General features: G+C 55.6%; 9 protein-coding genes and 4 pseudogenes. 5 read left to right on the top strand and 8 right to left on the bottom strand.

Features of this window, described 5'->3' with window-relative positions; translation table 11 throughout:
- Both ACE1BR_RS22385 and ACE1BR_RS22380 read left to right on the top strand, forming a co-directional pair.
- Positions 1–108 (top strand): IS3 family transposase (locus ACE1BR_RS22385; protein ID WP_164882226.1); only part of this gene is annotated, 108 nt, incomplete at its 5' end.
- An 18-nt stretch (positions 109–126) separates the two neighbouring features.
- Positions 127–1,196: pseudogene (locus ACE1BR_RS22380) on the top strand (IS3 family transposase); the annotation flags it as partial.
- Between the two features lie 33 nt (positions 1,197–1,229).
- Here ACE1BR_RS22380 and ACE1BR_RS22375 read toward each other — a convergent pair.
- Positions 1,230–1,349 (bottom strand): annotated as a pseudogene (locus ACE1BR_RS22375) (transposase); the annotation flags it as partial.
- Positions 1,350–1,440: 91 nt separating this feature from the next.
- Positions 1,441–2,766, bottom strand: a complete 1,326-nt coding sequence (locus ACE1BR_RS22370; protein ID WP_374874189.1) for a sigma-54 interaction domain-containing protein — start codon at positions 2,764–2,766, stop codon at positions 1,441–1,443.
- Positions 2,767–3,085: 319 nt separating this feature from the next.
- Between ACE1BR_RS22370 and ddaH the strand changes: the two genes are divergently transcribed.
- On the top strand, positions 3,086–3,847 hold the full coding sequence (gene ddaH, locus ACE1BR_RS22365) for a dimethylargininase (protein ID WP_374874187.1): 762 nt from the start codon (positions 3,086–3,088) through the stop codon (positions 3,845–3,847).
- Between the two features lie 63 nt (positions 3,848–3,910).
- Complete coding sequence (locus ACE1BR_RS22360) at positions 3,911–5,314, top strand: basic amino acid/polyamine antiporter (protein ID WP_374874185.1); 1,404 nt, start codon at positions 3,911–3,913, stop codon at positions 5,312–5,314.
- An 843-nt stretch (positions 5,315–6,157) separates the two neighbouring features.
- Here the strand turns inward: ACE1BR_RS22360 and ACE1BR_RS22355 are convergent.
- The 6 genes and pseudogenes from ACE1BR_RS22355 to ACE1BR_RS22330 form a co-directional block, all read right to left on the bottom strand.
- Positions 6,158–6,430 carry a transposase gene (locus ACE1BR_RS22355; RefSeq protein ID WP_374874182.1) on the bottom strand — a complete coding sequence of 91 codons (273 nt, stop codon included), beginning with the start codon at positions 6,428–6,430 and terminating at the stop codon, positions 6,158–6,160.
- A gap of 121 nt (positions 6,431–6,551) precedes the next feature.
- A pseudogene (locus ACE1BR_RS22350) lies at positions 6,552–7,330 on the bottom strand (transposase domain-containing protein); the annotation flags it as partial.
- 114 nt (positions 7,331–7,444) lie between these two features.
- Entirely contained in the window at positions 7,445–8,944 is a 1,500-nt protein-coding gene (locus tag ACE1BR_RS22345) for an efflux transporter outer membrane subunit (RefSeq protein ID WP_374874180.1), read from the bottom strand.
- Complete coding sequence (locus tag ACE1BR_RS22340; RefSeq protein WP_374874178.1) at positions 8,937–12,011, bottom strand: efflux RND transporter permease subunit; 3,075 nt, start codon at positions 12,009–12,011, stop codon at positions 8,937–8,939. Before ACE1BR_RS22340 ends, ACE1BR_RS22345 begins: the two co-directional genes overlap by 8 nt.
- Complete coding sequence (locus ACE1BR_RS22335) at positions 12,008–13,126, bottom strand: efflux RND transporter periplasmic adaptor subunit (protein WP_374874176.1); 1,119 nt, start codon at positions 13,124–13,126, stop codon at positions 12,008–12,010. The genes ACE1BR_RS22340 and ACE1BR_RS22335 overlap by 4 nt, the downstream gene beginning before the upstream one ends.
- Before the next feature lie 108 nt (positions 13,127–13,234).
- Entirely contained in the window at positions 13,235–14,119 is an 885-nt protein-coding gene (locus ACE1BR_RS22330; RefSeq protein WP_058051949.1) for a LysR family transcriptional regulator, read from the bottom strand.
- Positions 14,120–14,722: 603 nt separating this feature from the next.
- Here ACE1BR_RS22330 and ACE1BR_RS22325 point away from each other — a divergent pair.
- Positions 14,723–14,851 (top strand): annotated as a pseudogene (locus ACE1BR_RS22325) (IS630 family transposase); the annotation flags it as partial.

The raw sequence follows: 14,851 nt of genomic DNA, 5'->3' as shown, positions 1-14,851 counted from the left end.
GATTATATCGAGATGTTTTACAACCCAATCAGGCGTCATGGTTCCAATGATGGGCTGTCGCCGGTAGAGTTTGAAAGGCAGTTTATTTTTCAGCAACAAAGTGTCTAGAAAACCAGGGGCGATTCAGGTATTGCCAAAGGCACACTGAGCAACTGGGTGGTCGCAGCCAAAGGAGGAAAGGATACATCGGCCATTCCCGGAGCGCGTTCTGTCGCCGAGCTGGAGGCTGAAGTGGCCCGGCTACGCAAAGCTCTCGCACAAGCCAACATGGAGCGCGACATCATAAAAAAGGCCGCCGCGTACTTTGCTCAGGAGTCACTGCCAAGTACGCGTGGATAGCCAAGCAGCAGGACCTCTATCCCATTTCCGTTATCTGTCGTGTGCTGGAGGTCTCTCGTGCGGGCTTCTACCACTGGTGTCAGCGTCCACCGTCACAGCGCCAACAAGAAGATGAGCGACTCAAGGTCGCTATTCGGGCTGCTCACAGCAAGACGCGCCAGACCTATGGCGCTGTGCGTTTACAAGCTGAATTGGCCGCCGAAGGATTTTACGCCGGGCGGGACCGGATTGGGCGATTGCGCCGAGAAATGGGGTTGTCTTGCAAACAAAAGCGCAAGTTCAAGGCGACAACCCATTCTTCTCATTCCCTGCCGGTGGCGGAGAATCTCCTTGGTCAGGTCTTTGCGCCGACGAAGCCCAACGAAGTCTGGACCGGTGATATCACCTATATCGCCACCGACGAAGGCTGGCTTTATCTTGCTGGTCTCAAGGATGTGTTTACCTGTGAAATTGTGGGCTATGCGATGGGAGAGAGAATGACCACCGGGTTGGTCAGCCAGGCGCTGTTTCGGGCTGTGCAGCAGAAGAGGCCGCTCGTTGGGCTTATCCATCACACAGACCGTGGAAGTCAGTACTGTGCCAAGGCTTACCGGGCTCTCCAGGTACAATTTGGCATGCAGACCTCCATGTCACGCAAGGGGAACTGCTTCGACAATGCCCCGATAGAAAGCTTCTGGGGGTCTCTTAAAAATGAACTGGTTCATCACCATAGATTCAAGACGAGAGCGGAGGCCAAGGCAGCGATTCAGGAATACATAGAGATTTTTTACAACCGCCAACGTCGGCATTCACGACTTGGCAATGTCAGCCCGGCGGAGTTTAACAAGAGGTATAGGAAAACTACTCAGGCTGCTTGATCCGGGACTGTCCGATCTTGTCAGGACACCTCACAGTGTGCCTTTGGCAATACCCAACCTTCTGGCGGCTTCAGCTTGGCTGAGGCTTTGCTTCAATACCAGCCGAACGGCTTCTGCGCGAAACTCTGCTGAATAATGCTCTCTTGATTCCATTGAGTACACTCGATTGGCTCATTGTAACAATCGGGTCTGTCTGTGAAAATCAGGGGACCTCAAGATTGCTTAAGACACTGTACGTTGACCTCTAGCAATCAATTTTTAAACGCCTTATTCGAGACACCAGTGTGCTGCGAGCCATACCGAGCGCTCTCGCGGTGGCCGATACGTTGCCATTTTGTGCCTTAAGTGCTGTCTGGATCTGCTCTGCCTCATGGGTATGCAGGTGCTTGCGCAGATTGTTGACTGCCCTGACTTTTGCTGGAATGCCAACACCTGCATGTAGCGCGATATGCTCTAGGCTGGCACCACCAACATGCAACAGCAAGCTTCTGCGGAGGATGTTCTCCAGCTCGCGAACGTTGCCATGCCATTCATGCCCCAGTAATGCTGCTTCAGCTTCCGCGCCAAGCTCTATGACCATGGGGTTGAGCTCTGGAGCATGACGGGCAAGCAACTCGCGAGCCAGCAACAAAACATCCGCTTTACGCTCGCGTAGCGCGGGGATCTGGACGTAACCAACATTGAGCCGGTAATAGAGATCCTCTCGTAGCCGCCCCTGTTCCACCGCCACCAACGGCTCCTGATTAAGCGCAGCAATGAGACGCACATTGGCCAGCAAGGACTGATGGCTACCCACCGGCTGGTAACTGCCATCCTGCAATACACGTAACAACTTACTCTGCAACTGGATGGGCATGGAGTTGAGTTCATCGAGAAATAAGGTACCACCATCTGCCAAAGTGAATAATCCCTTACGATTCTCCGCTCCGGTAAAGGCCCCACGTACCGTCCCAAACAGGGTGCTTTCCAGCAGAGTGTCAGGGATGGCCGCACAGTTAATAGTAAACATAGGGCGGCTACCGCGCGGACTAAGAGCATGGGCGCGACGAGCAAAGAGCTCTTTGCCTGTACCGGTTTCGCCATAGATGAGAATCGGCAGTTCGCTGGCCGCGAATCTGTCTAGCCAAGCAATCTGTCGCAGAGTATCGGGATCGACGGTAACGATACGAGGAATATCGGTTTCGTTTCCCTTCCTGTTTGGCATATGTCGCAATTGCCGCCCAATTTCGATGGCACCAAGCAACTTGCCGGAGCGTTCGCGCAGTGGCACCGCCGTGTGTAAATAAGGTATGGCTTGCCCATCGGGCCCAATATATGACTGGCATACATCAGTGAAGCGAGTGCCTTGCTCAAGGCACTGCAACAGAGTGCTCTCTTCACGCTGTAACCAGGGGTTAAGCTCCTGCACATGTTTACCGATCACCTCATCGCCATCCACACCATCCATACGAGCGCTGGCAGGGTTGTAGTAGACGAAGTGTCCATCGGAATCGACCATGGTGGCAGGCCGGTCCAAGGTATCCAGCACCGGCCGCAGACAATCCACCAACCAATCCAGTTGCTCGCTCATCAGTTTCTCCTTTCGCTTTCACATCGGTCAAACGATGTGACATGAGATGACGACGATTTATTCACCAAAGATCGACATGATGCCCTTACGATCAGTGCTTGCATTATGTCGATATTTGGTTATATGGCGAATTTACACCCGTTCCATCTTCATGTGCTCATCAAACCGAAGGAAATAACCGTATTTTTCTGTTTTTTTGGTGCAAAGAATTGATGGAATTATGCGTATCGTCACATTAACGCAAAGTGGATTGGCGACTTACTGGCATGGGAGTTGCCAATATCAGGAGGCAGTTTCATCCATTTTCCAGGAGATAGTTATGTTCAAACACATCATCGCCCGCACTCCCTGCCACGGATTGGTTAATGGCATTTCTTCTAGCGATCTTGGCAAACCCATCTACGACAAGGCTCTCGAACAACACAATACTTATATTCGTGCGCTACAAACATGCGGAGTCGATATCACTATCCTGCCACCCGCAGAGGATTTCCCTGATTCGGTGTTTGTTGAAGACCCTGCTTTGTGCACCCCTCATTGTGCCATCGTAACTCGCCCAGGAGCGGATAGCCGTCGTGATGAGTCGCTACTGATGGAGCCCGTACTGCGTCGTTTTTACCAACATGTGGAACACATCAAGGCACCCGGTACACTAGATGCTGGCGATGTCATGATGGTGGGCAGCCATTTCTATATTGGCGAATCAGCACGCACCAATTCGGAAGGGGCGCGCCAACTTATCGCCATCCTCGAGCAATACGGCATGACCGGTTCTGTCGTGAAACTGGAAAAAGTACTGCACCTTAAGACAGGCCTTGCCTATCTGGAAAACAACAACCTGCTGGCCGCCGGTGAATTCATTACCAAACCGGAGTTCCAAAAATTCAACATTATCGCCATTCCAGAAGAGGAAGCGTACGCAGCCAACTGCATCTGGGTAAATGGCAAAGTCATCATGCCTTCCGGCTACCCGACAACACGCGACCGTATTGCCGCTCTAGGCTACGAGGTGATTGAAGTTGACACATCCGAGTACCGGAAAGTAGACGGTGGTGTCAGTTGCATGTCGTTACGCTTCTAGCACGACTTCTGTTGGATGCAATGTGGGGCGCGTGGGCGGCGCCCCAACGTAAGGAGAAAGCAGATGACACAGGCAACAGAAAACAAACTGGGGGTAGTACCACTTACTGCTCTGGTGGTGGGAGCTATTGTCGGTAGCGGCATCTTCAGCTTGCCGCAAAATATGGCTGAAGGTGCTGGTGCGGGCGCAATCCTGATCGCTTGGGTGATTACATTTGTCGGTATGCTGACTCTTGCTCGTATTTTCCAATGGCTGGCGATTAATCGTTCCGATATCAACGACGGTGTATACGGCTATGCCCGCAATGGATTCGGTGATTACCTCGGCTTTAACGCTGCATGGGGTTACTGGATTTCGGTGTGGGTTGGAAACGTAGGCTATCTGGTCGTGATGTTCAGTGCCCTCGGATCCTTTAAGACATTAGGATTCTTCGGGGATGGCAGCACCCTACCCGCCCTGCTCTGCGGTTTGATTCTGCTGTGGACACTGCATGGTTTTATCCTGCGCGGCGTACAATCAGCCAGCCTGCTCAATCTGGTCGTGACAATTGCCAAAATTGTCCCGATCTGCCTGTTTGTGTTGTGTGTGGCGCTGGCGTTTAAAGTGAAGACTTTTAATATCGATTTCTGGGGTTCTCCCTCGCTTGGCAGTGTGAGCGATCAGGTCAAAAACACAATGCTCTACACTGTCTGGGTCTTCCTGGGTATTGAGTGTGCAACAGTTTATGCCAGTCGAGCCAAAGACATGAAAACTGTCAGTATCGCTACCATTCTCGGGTTCTTCATTACGATGCTGCTGCTGGTGTGTGTCTCGGTACTATCGCTTGGCGTATTACCACAAGCAGAACTCGCCACCATGAAAAACCCCTCAATGGCCGCAGTACTGGAGTATGCAGTAGGCCCATGGGGCGGCATACTGATCAATATCGGCCTTATCCTCTCGGTTGCAGGTGCCCTGCTGGCATGGATGTTGATCTCGTCCGAAATGCTTTATCTAGCTGCGAGAGGTGAACGGCATACAGCCCCCGCCTACTTTGGCCGACTTAATGCAAAAGGAGCTCCGGCTAATGCTCTATGGCTAACCAATGGCCTTATCTCACTATTTTTGATCATCAACCACCTCAATAACGCAGGCTACAACCTGCTCATCCAGCTGGCATCAGCCATGGCGCTCATTCCCTATCTGCTGTGCGCTGCATTCAGCCTCAAACTGGCTTGGTCCTCCCCCAGCAAGTGCACAGGCCTAATAGTGACGACGGCGCTGGGCACAATATATGGTGGCTGGCTTATCTATGCTGGTGGCATGAAGTTTCTACTACTGTCGATGGTTCTGTATGCATTGGGTTTGCCCTTTTACCTCCGCGCACGCCATGAATGCCGCCTGTCTCCCTTCTCTGGATGGAGTGATGTGGCACTAGCTATAATAGTCACCGTTTTAGCTGGTGTTGCGATCTGGTCAATGGTATAGACAAGATACTTGTCACCATGAACAGGAACCTTAGCGGCAACCAATTGAAATAGAGATGAAAAAGGATTCGTTTGTAATCCAATGCCAGTTAGTTAAGCACTTTTATGACTAGATACTCGAGATATTGAATATCAAAAACGGTTCCATGGTTAAAGAGTCAATTTGGCTCCAAGCCTTGCCCTGACGGGCATTGTCTAGTCCTGACATAGGTTTATACATTTTCAACTAGCTTTTCTCCACACATTTGCAGGGTAATGTTAGGATAAATGAGGCGTAGTTATTGCGTAAGAGGGATGAACGTATATGCGCAGAGTGAAACGAGTTTTGCACAGTTCAGGAAGATGCTTGCCACCCTATTGTCGTCGATGGCCACAGTCTTAATGACCCTTCTCATGATGCAGAGACATAGCCTCTACGTATTGATTGATCACGTTCCTTAACAATATCAGCTCCAGCGACCGTCAGCACACTGGTTGCCATTATTGGTAATTGATTTGACTTCAAAAATGGTCAATGCTGTGGGCGGGTGTGGCTTGGGTGGATAGCCGCTATGTCTTCAACAGTTGCAACCCCGTTGTTGTGGGCTGCATTCACTGTGCTGTTTTGAATGCTTCCGTTTGAGCACATGGATCCGATTGATATGAAAGAGTACGGTCACTTCGCCGCAATGCTCTTCACTTAAGCGGAGCTGCATTGCGATCTACCGGAAAACGGGTTTTTGATATCTTCACCGCCCTAGCCAGCTTTCCGTCTGTAAGCGTCTAGCGAAGGCCGTATTGACAGGGGCGATAAGTTATTCAGCAGGTAGAGCAACACTCCAGGGCAGCAGTTCACTGACCCGGTTCACCGGCCAGTCTCTGGTGTGAGCGTTTCGGGCTGCGGGGCCGGATGCACAAGGAGCTCCATGGATGAAGGGGGCAACACCAGTTCGATGGGATATAACGCTGGGGCTTTGGCATCACGTCGCCATTTGAACAAGAGATTGGCGTTGACGCCGTGCTCCTGTGCGAGTTTGGAGACAGATACGCCGGGCTGGTTGGCGGCATCGACAAGTCGCTGTTTGAATTCTCGCGAGTAATTGGCTCTGCCTTTACGGCTGCTATTGGTGTACACCATTCTTGGTTCCCACTACTTTTTAGTGGGAACTACTTTGTCCACAACAGCCTCCATTCACCAGACGGTAGTGGCCGGACGCTTACTTCCGTCTGACCAGATTGTATCCAAACAGCAATCCTCACAACTCCTGATAGACCAAGTCCACTTTCTTCTCAGTGTGATGGCGTTGTGCTGGCTCGCGCCACGGGCAGGGAGGTAAATACCGTTTTCTCCTTGCCTGTCACCTCGTAGGTTACAGAACGAACTTGCCCGCGCGTCGGTAACTCGGTTTTTTTCTTGCGAGCCTGAGGCGAGACCTTCATTTGCAACAGATGGTCACCGTCGCCATAGCGCTCAAGTTCCGTGGACACTAACCCATTGCGTTCCGGGATGAGCCAGTGACGGTCGGTGTCTTCGGCCTGAATACGCAGCAACAGGTCGGCACCGAAGAAACTTTTATCCAGCAGGGTTACCGAATTGTCCGGCAATGAGTGAATGAACTCGCTGGCCAGGGGGATTTCCCCTTTGCGGTACGGGCTGATGGCCGCGTTGGCAATGACATGCGAGCGGACATTCATCAACGTGGCCAATCACAGCATCGGGTAGGGTGTCTGCCGAGTCGTTGACGGGCTTGAGACAGGGCACTGTCCGCGAGCAAGGCATCATTGGCCAACCCTTCTACACAGATGTTGAGACGTCGAGCGACCTCGGAGATGGGCTCATTGCGGAAAAAGGCCATCCCCACGACGAGCCACAAAACCATATCAGAAGGCAATCTGCGTCGGCGGACAGTTGCCTTTCAGACAAGGCAGCAGCGGCACGGATCCATTCGTCGGGAATATGGCCGGCAAAAATTGCCAGACTCGCCAGCATGTCGCTAGATGCCTCAACAACATCGTTCAGGTCGATTGCAATAGACATAAAAAAATCCGGAACCAATCACTGGTTCCGGATTGTCCTACAGAAGAAGGATGGGTCAATGGATCCTTAACTGGTCAGCATTGCGGCCAATTAGCCGAGCTTTTGCGACCTTGCCTATCCTGCAAACGCTTTTTTACCTGTGTCATCTGCCTGCGGAACTCGCCACTCGCCACCCAATGCCTTGTGCAGCAGTACCGCTGTGGTGGCGGTATTGAGGCGGGCCTGTACCCGGGCGTCCTGAAGGTTGTTGCTGACACGCTGGGCATTGAGCACGCTCAGGTGGTTTTCGAGCCCCGCCCGGTAGAGGCTGGTCGCCTTGTTGACGGCTATCTGAGCCTGAACGTCGGCCCGGGCGATCAACTGTTGATACTGCTGGCTGTTTGCATAGGCCCTCAACACCGTATCGACCTCGTTGAAGGCGCCATTCACCACCTGCTGGTAGGCGAGGGCCGACTCCCTGAACCCCGCTTGTTGCAGATCCACCATGGCGGCTCCCCGCCCACCATCGAACAGGTTCCAGCTTATGCCTGCGCCGAGGGACCAGCCCACAGAACCGGAGGAGAGCAGATCGTCGAGATCGCTGGCCGATACGCCGGGGGTACCGGTCAATACCAGTTTCGGATAGCGGTTGGCGATAGCAGCGCCCAGTTGCTGGTTGCGTGCCGCCATCTCCCGCTCGGCCAACGCGATATCAAAGCGCCGGTTCAGCAGTTTAGAGGGCAACCCCACCGGGATCAGGCCAGACATCTGTGGCAACGCGCCTTCACCGAGCCGGTTGCGGGTCTGCGCTGTGGTCTCTCCGAGCAGGATGGCCAACCGGCCGAGATGGGCGGCGCGCGCACTGTCGAGCATCGGCAGCATGGCCTCTGTCGCGGCCTGGGCGGCGCGGGCATTGGCCAGATCCAGCTCGGAGCCATAGCCATGACGATGCAGCGACTGCACCAGCGTCAACACCTGTTGTTGTTCGGCGATGATCTGTCTGGTGATGGCGATGCGCTCCCCGGCGGCGCGATATTGCAGATAGTTGTTGATCACCTCGGCGGTCATCAGGGTTGTGAGATTGCGCTGCAGCAGTTCGGCTTGCTCTACCCGGATGCTGGCCGCCTGACTCAGGGCATCGATCCGGCCAAACAGATCCGCCTCCCAGCCGATGGTGGCACTGGCCAGATGGGTTTGGTTATCACGATCCAGCACACTGAGGCTGCTCCCCCCGAGTTGGGGCGGCAGGGTGAACTCGGCAACGGCGGGGCCGCTTAGCGGGCCATTTTCGCTCAATCGCATATCCACATAACCCGCGTTGAGGGCGATGGTGGGCACCTTCAGCGAGGAGACCGCAGCCTGGTAGGATTGCGCCGCTTTGATGCGCTCGCTGGCCATCCTGATGGGGATATTCTGCTGCTGGGCAGCCATGACCAGCCGATTGAGCTGCGGATCATTGAACTGTTGCCACCAGAGTCGTCCGGGTTCCTGTTTGGCCTCACTGATCCCCTCGGCACGGCTGGCGTTGAGATAGACACTCCCCACGGCCACCTGTGGCACCTCGTAGTCAGGGGTCATGCTGCAACCGGCCAGCAGCAGAGCCGTGGCCACCAGGGTGAGTCGAAGATCAGTCATGGCATGGCTCCTTGCTGCGGGAAGAGATGAGTGCGCCTTGCGCTTCGTGCCGATAGAGCAGCTGATAGAGGGCCGGCATCACGAAAAGGGAGAGGAAGGAGGCGGCCGAGAGCCCGCCAACAATGGTTGCGGCCATCTGATCAAACAGCCGGTCGGTCAGCAGCGGGATCATCCCGAGCACCGTCGTGAGCGCCGCCATCGAGATGGCCATGGTTCGGTTGAGGGTCGCTCTCTTGACCGCGTCAGCCAGTGCCCGGCCCCCCTTGCGCTCCAGTTCGATCTGGTCGATCAGCACTATGCCGTTTTTGATGATCATGCCACTGAGGCAGATCATGCCGACAATCGCCATAAAGCCGAACGGTTTATCCAGCAGCAACAGGCTCCAGACAATGCCGATAGAGGCCAGCGGCAGTGTCACCAGAATGATACACGGCTGACGGTAGGCACTGAACATGGCGACCAGAATGATGGTCATCAGCACCATCGCCTTGGGGGTCTGGGTCATCAGATCATCGACCGAGCGCTTCTCGTCATAATATTCACCGCCCCACGCCATGGTGTAGCCAGGGGGCAGGGGAATCGCCTCCAGTTCGCGGGCAATCGCCTTGCGCACATTGGAGGGGGTATCGCCCCTCACGTCTGCCTGCACCGTGATGGCAGGCTGGCGGTTGTAGCGCCAACGCATGCTCTCTTCTCCCTTGAACTCGATGCCATCGACCACCTGTCCCATCGGCACGCTATGGCTGCCGAGCAGGGAGCGCACCGGAATATTGTCAAACTGGGCCAGGTTGGCATTGCTGCTGCGCAGCTTGATGGGGATGAGGTCATCATCACGGCGCATCTGGCCAATCAGGCTGCCATCGGTTGCCCGGGTAATGGCGTTGGCGATGTCGGCGCGATTGATGCCGGCGATCCTCGCCGCATCCTGATTGATGAGGGGCACCAGCACCTTGCTCTCCTGGCGCCAGTTATCCCTGATATAGATGAGGTGAGGGTTGGCGGCCAGCCGCCGTTTGGCCTCATTGGCGAGCCGGTGCAGCTGTTGCGGATCTGGTCCGACGAAGCGTGCCTCGATGGCAAATTTGTCCTTGGTGGCCAGCTTGAGCGGGCGGAATCTGGGCTCGGCGTAGGGGAATTCGGCCTGCAACCAGGCATCGCCTGCCGCCGTCAGGGTGGCAATATCCTCATAGCTGCGGGTGTTGATCAGGATCTGGCCATAACTGCTGTCGAAGGGCTCAGGCTCAACCGTGACCGAGAAACGGGGGGCACTCTCGCCAATATGGCTGGAGAGGCTGGTCACCTGTGGCTGGCGTAGCAACCACTGCTCAATCTTGTGCATGTCGGCAGAGGTCTGGGCAATCCGCCCGCCGTTGGGCAGCCAGTAGTCGAGAAACAACATGGGGCGATCGGAGGAGGGCATGAAGTTGACCTGCAGCAACGGAATGATCGCCAGGGTCAGCAGCAATACCGGGGCGACCCCGAGCAGCAGTTTGACCGGGTTATCCACCGACCAGCACACCGCTTTTTGGTAAAGCGCTGCCAGCCGTGAAGGCGGGAGCGGCTCATCCGTTTGGGTCGGCGCGGGAATAAAATACCAGCAGAGCAGCGGGGTGACCGTCATGGCGATGAGCCAGGAGAGCAGCAGCGAGCTGCACAGCACCTGCACGATGGAGAGGGCGAACTCGGCCGCATCGGTCTGGGAGAAGAGCACGGGCGCGGTACCCAGCGCGGCGATCAGGGTCGCCGCCAACAGTGGCAGTGCCATTTCGCGGATGCTGTCGCTCACCGCCTGATTGCGGGCAATCCCCTGACGCAATTTGGTCTCAACGAGATCGACGATGACGATGGCGTTATCCACCAGCATACCCAGCGCCAGGATAAATGAACCGAGCGAGACCCGCTGCAGATCAACCTGGGTCAGGTTGAGGTAGATCAGGGTAAAGAGGATGGTCAGCAACAGACTGACCCCGACGATGGCGGCACTGCGCCAGCCCATGAAGATCAGCAGCACGATCACCACGATGATCACGCTCTCGGCCAGGTTGATGATGAAGTTGTTGACGGACTTGGCTACCTCTTCCGGCTGATAGGCGACGACGCCGACATGAACCCCTTCCGGGAGAGTGGCTTCGAATTGTGCCAACTCCTGGCGGAGGGTATCGCCAATGCTGACCACGTTGATGCCGTTGACCGGGCTGACTGCCAGGGTGATCGCCTGCTGGCCGTTGAAACGGCTCAGAGTTATGGCGGGATCCTGATAGTCGAGGTAGACGTTGGCGATATCACCCAGCCGCACGGTGGCGCTTTCCAGACCATTGATGCCGGTCTTGATGCTGAGGTTCTGGATATCCTCCACACTGCCGAATGCCCCGGCCTGTTCGACGCGGATCTGCTCGATGCCCATGGCGAAATCTCCGCTCTGAAGCGGCAGGTTCTGGCTACCCAGCTGTTCGAACAACTGCAGGGTGGTCAGGTTGGCCTGCGCCAGCCGCTCATCATCGACATCGATGTTGATCACCTGCTCCTGAATACCGTGCAGTTGTATCTTTTTCACTCCCTCGATGGCTTTGAGCCGGCGTTGCAGCTCGCGGGCGTGATCCTTGAGATCGGCCATGGCGACACTGTCACCATAGAGGGAGAAGAGCATGCCATACACTTCGGAAAATTCGTCCTGCACTATGGTGAGCTGGGCCTGGGGAGGCAGCGATAGCTTGACGTCATTGACCTTGCGCCGCAGCAGATCCCACTGCTGGGGCAGTTCGGCCGAGTTCACCTGCTCCTGCAGATCGACAAAGATCATCGAACTGCCGGGACGGGAGAGAGAGCGCAGCTTCCACAGATGTTCCATCTCCTGCAACTTGGTTTCGATGGGATCGGTGACCAGCCGCTCCACCTCACCGGCATCGGCGCCGGGATAGAGGGTCACGATCACCGCACTCTTGACCGTGAAGGCGGGATCTTCCAGCTTGCCGAGCTGGAAGTAGGAGACCAGCCCAACCAGGGTGCAGAGCAGGGTGAAGAAGATCACGAAGGTCTTCTGGCGCAGTACAAAGGTTGAGAGATTCATGATTTGGCCCCCCGTTCCAGCGACGGGTCTGCCATGATGGCGACCTGTTCACCCTCGCTGACAAAGGCGCTGCCTGCCACCACCAGCTGATCACCCGTCGCCAGCTCACCGCTGACACAGAGGGCATCCCGCTGCTGGCCATGAAGCGACACCGGCACCCGGACCACCCGATCCGCATCCACCCGCCAGACATGCCACTGGCGATCCTGACTGTTGACCGCCATGGCGGGCAGACAGAAGAGGCGGGTGTCTGCTTGCTGCGGCAGGTCGAGGGTGACATTGACCGACTTGCCCGCCACCAAATTGCGCTGATCCCGCGGCAGGGAGAGCGTCACCTCGTAGGTACGTTTGAGCGGGGCGGGGATGGAGGCGATATCCGTCACCGTCACCGCGATATTTTGCTGGCGCTGACCCCAGGCGAGGTGGCCAGGCAGGCCGGGCGTGATCCTGGCGACCTGGCGCTCCGGTACGTCGATCACCACATTGAGCCGCTCCGGCTGGTGCAGGGTAAGCACCTTGACGCCGGGCAGCACAAATTCGTGGTTGTCGATGTGTCGCTTGCCGATCACTCCGTCAAAGGGGGCGCGCAGCTCGCTGTAGGTCAGCGCATCGCGGGCTTTTTGCAGTCCCTGGCTGGCCATCTCGACCGCCGCGCCGGCGCGGGCTTCGGCACTGATGGCCCGATCAAGATTGACATCGGCGATGGCGTTGTCGGCGGTGGCCTGCCTGATCCGTTGCAGCTCAATGCGTGCCAGCCGATGGGCGGCACGGGCTTCGGCCAGCTGGGCCTCTCCCTGACTGACAGTGACCTGGAAATCGTGGGGATCGAGGCGGGCAAGCAGATCCCCCTTGTTGACCCGTGTCCCCTCGGTCACCACCAGCTCCTGCAACATCCCATGTACCCGGAACGACAGATCGGTGGTGCGGGCCGATTTCAGCACGCCGCTGAAGGTGTGCTGGCGGGTGGCGACGGGTGCTTTCAGGGTCATGACCTGGACGGTGCGCAGTTGCGGTGGTTGCGGCGCAGCTGGCGTGGTGGCGTCGGCGCCACAACCGCTCAACAGCAGCAGGATAGCGTTGCCGAGCAGTGTTGTTTTGAAGCGGGGAGGTGTCATCAGAGGATTCCTTTAGACAAGTGTCATCAAATGGCGCCAGTCTAATTGAATCACTCCTTGTGATTAATCCCGTCTATCCATGCTTCTATGTCTCGTAATTTGTGACAATCAGCCGAGTAACAACGCCGATTCTGCCAACAGACTCTCAATCAGCAGACGGGCGGCATGGGTCATCCCCTTGCGGCTGGGATACACCAGCCAGGCATCATCGAGATAGACCTTGTGGGTCGGCAGGATCTCCAGCAATTCGCCACTGGCGACCTGTGCCTTGACACTCAGCTCGGGCAGCAGGCTGATCCCGGCCCCCTTGAGCACCGCGTAGCGGATATAGTGGCTGCTGTTGGAGATGAGCCGGCTGCTGACCTTGAGCGGGCCGGTATTGAAGTTCCAGCAATCCTCCAGCTCGCCGCTGGCCAGGCGATGGATCAGCAGGGCGTGTTGATGAAGATCGTCAAGTTGTTGTGGCATGCCGTGGGCGGCCACATAGGCCGGGCTGGCGTAGAGTTTACGCGAGACCGTGGTCAGGGGACGGGCGACAAACGAGCTCTCTTTCATCTCGCCAATATGGACGCAGGCATCGAGCCCGTAGTTCATGATGTCGTGATAACCGAGGTTGCTGACGTGGGTCTCCAGGGTGATGAGGGGATACTTGTCGAGAAAATTGACCAGCAAGTCGTGGGCCAGTATGTCTGCATCCCCGATCAGCCCCAGCTTGACCGAACCGGTAGGGGCCGAACTCTGGTTCTTGATGCTCTGGTTAAGGGTCTCGAGTCGCGGAATGATCTCCTGCAACTGCATAAAATAGTCGGTACCGGCTGGCGTCAGGGTCAGCTTGCGGGTGGTGCGGGTAAACAGCTTGCAGCCCAGCGCATGTTCCAGATCGCCGATGCGTCGGCTGACCTGGGCTCGTGGCACATCGAGGGAGTGTGCCACGGCGGCAAAGTTGCCCAGTTCGACCACAGAGAGAAAAAGCCTCAAATCATCTATACGCACAATCCTGATCCCAGTTGATAAAGGTGAAGCTACGTGAGCAAGCATCAAAATATGCCAGACAATAATCCCGTATTGGCTACGGACGTTGATAAACGACTATAGGGACGGGGGGATACTGTAGTGATAGAGTCATTCAACCAAGCAGATGAGCAGCAGAGCGTTCAAGTATTAGGAGCTCTTCCTTCCAGCACCTGAAACAGCTCGTTCCCCATATTTTGGCATTTAAGCTATAAACAATTCAGCCTCGGCATTGCAGCATTTAGAGTCGCTAAAAAACCGCTCAGTGAAGCGTTGACGACTCACCGCACAAGCCAACGTCAGTAATGAGAACTTTGCACCCCTATCGCCTCAAACAACAACGACGAAAATTATATCCTTTTGTCTTCATATCGCTTGTCAGGTCGGCATCGTGGTCGCGCCTCTTACATGCTTATGTAGGAAATGTATCCAGTCATGATACAAATCATGACAATTGGCTTTTGAAACAAGCACTGCTAAATAGCTGTTCCGAATAGTAGATCACTGGAGGAAGGGAACTCAGTCCAGTTTGTGCGATCTCATTAGTCGCCAAACAAAACAAGCCACACCCAAAGGACTGAGTTGATGCCTATCCTACCACCCCTGCCACGACCACAACGGCGCCGTATTCACAAAATCATCCATGCCACCCGTGATAAAGGGCATGCTCGTCGTTTGATGGCCATCTTGCTGTTACATGAAGGACGCACGATC

It is taken from the genome of Aeromonas sp. MdU4, from assembly GCF_041929505.1.
GTDB lineage: Bacteria > Pseudomonadota > Gammaproteobacteria > Enterobacterales > Aeromonadaceae > Aeromonas.
Note: the sequence above shows the minus strand (reverse complement) of the source record. Positions and strands in the feature narration are given on the sequence as shown.